The 755-nt window shown below is 55.5% G+C and carries 1 protein-coding gene; it reads left to right on the top strand.

The genetic code is table 11. The features are described from left to right. Positions 1-52 precede the first annotated feature (52 nt). A protein-coding gene (locus tag ACCD05_RS31765) for an IS5 family transposase (RefSeq protein WP_413397648.1) occupies positions 53-755 on the top strand; the annotation gives its coding sequence in 2 pieces (ribosomal slippage) (positions 53-368 and positions 368-755; 704 coding nt annotated over the 2 pieces). This gene is flagged as partial in the annotation.

Below are 755 nucleotides of genomic sequence, written 5' to 3'. Positions count from 1 at the left end.
TCACACGCGGGCATGGCTTTGATTCAATGAGGCTTTGATTTGGAGGCCTCAGATGACCCGTCGCCGGTTCGACCTGACTGATTTCGAATGGAGCATTATCCAACCGCTTCTTCCTAACAAGCCTCGCGGCGTCCCGCGAGTTGACGACCGGCGCGTAATCAACGGCATCTTGTGGCGATTTCGGACCGGCTCGCCCTGGGCGGATGTTCCTGAGCGCTATGGCCCCTACACAACCTGCTACAATCGTTTTGTCCGTTGGAGAAAGGCTGGTGTCTGGGACCATGTTCTGGAGGAGGTCTCAAGGGCCTTCGACGGCGATATTGTCATGATCGACAGTTCCTGTGTCCGCGTTCATCAACATGCGGCCACGGGAAAAAGGGGGATCAAGACGATGGCTGCATGGGACGTTCCCGCGGCGGCTTGACGACGAAGATCCATGCTCTTGTCGATGCAGATGGCCGTCCAATTGGCATCGACCTGACCCCAGGACAAGTGCACGACAGCAGGGTCGCCGAGCCAATGCTGAAGGATATCGGAAAGGGTGCCATACTTTTGGCAGACAGGGCTTATGATACAAACGCCCTTCGAACCTTGGCAAAAACAAAACGGGCGTGGGCCAATATTCCAGCAAAGCGAAACCGCAAGGAGAGCTTTCCGTTCAGCTCATGGGTCTATAGGCAGCGAAACCTCGTCGAGCGATTCTTCAACAAGCTCAAGCAGTTCAGAGGGATTGCCACTCGATATGACAAGGACCC

The sequence above is a fragment of the Rhizobium sp. Rhizsp42 genome (genome assembly GCF_047304155.1).
GTDB lineage: Bacteria > Pseudomonadota > Alphaproteobacteria > Rhizobiales > Rhizobiaceae > Rhizobium.
Note: the sequence above shows the minus strand (reverse complement) of the source record. Positions and strands in the feature narration are given on the sequence as shown.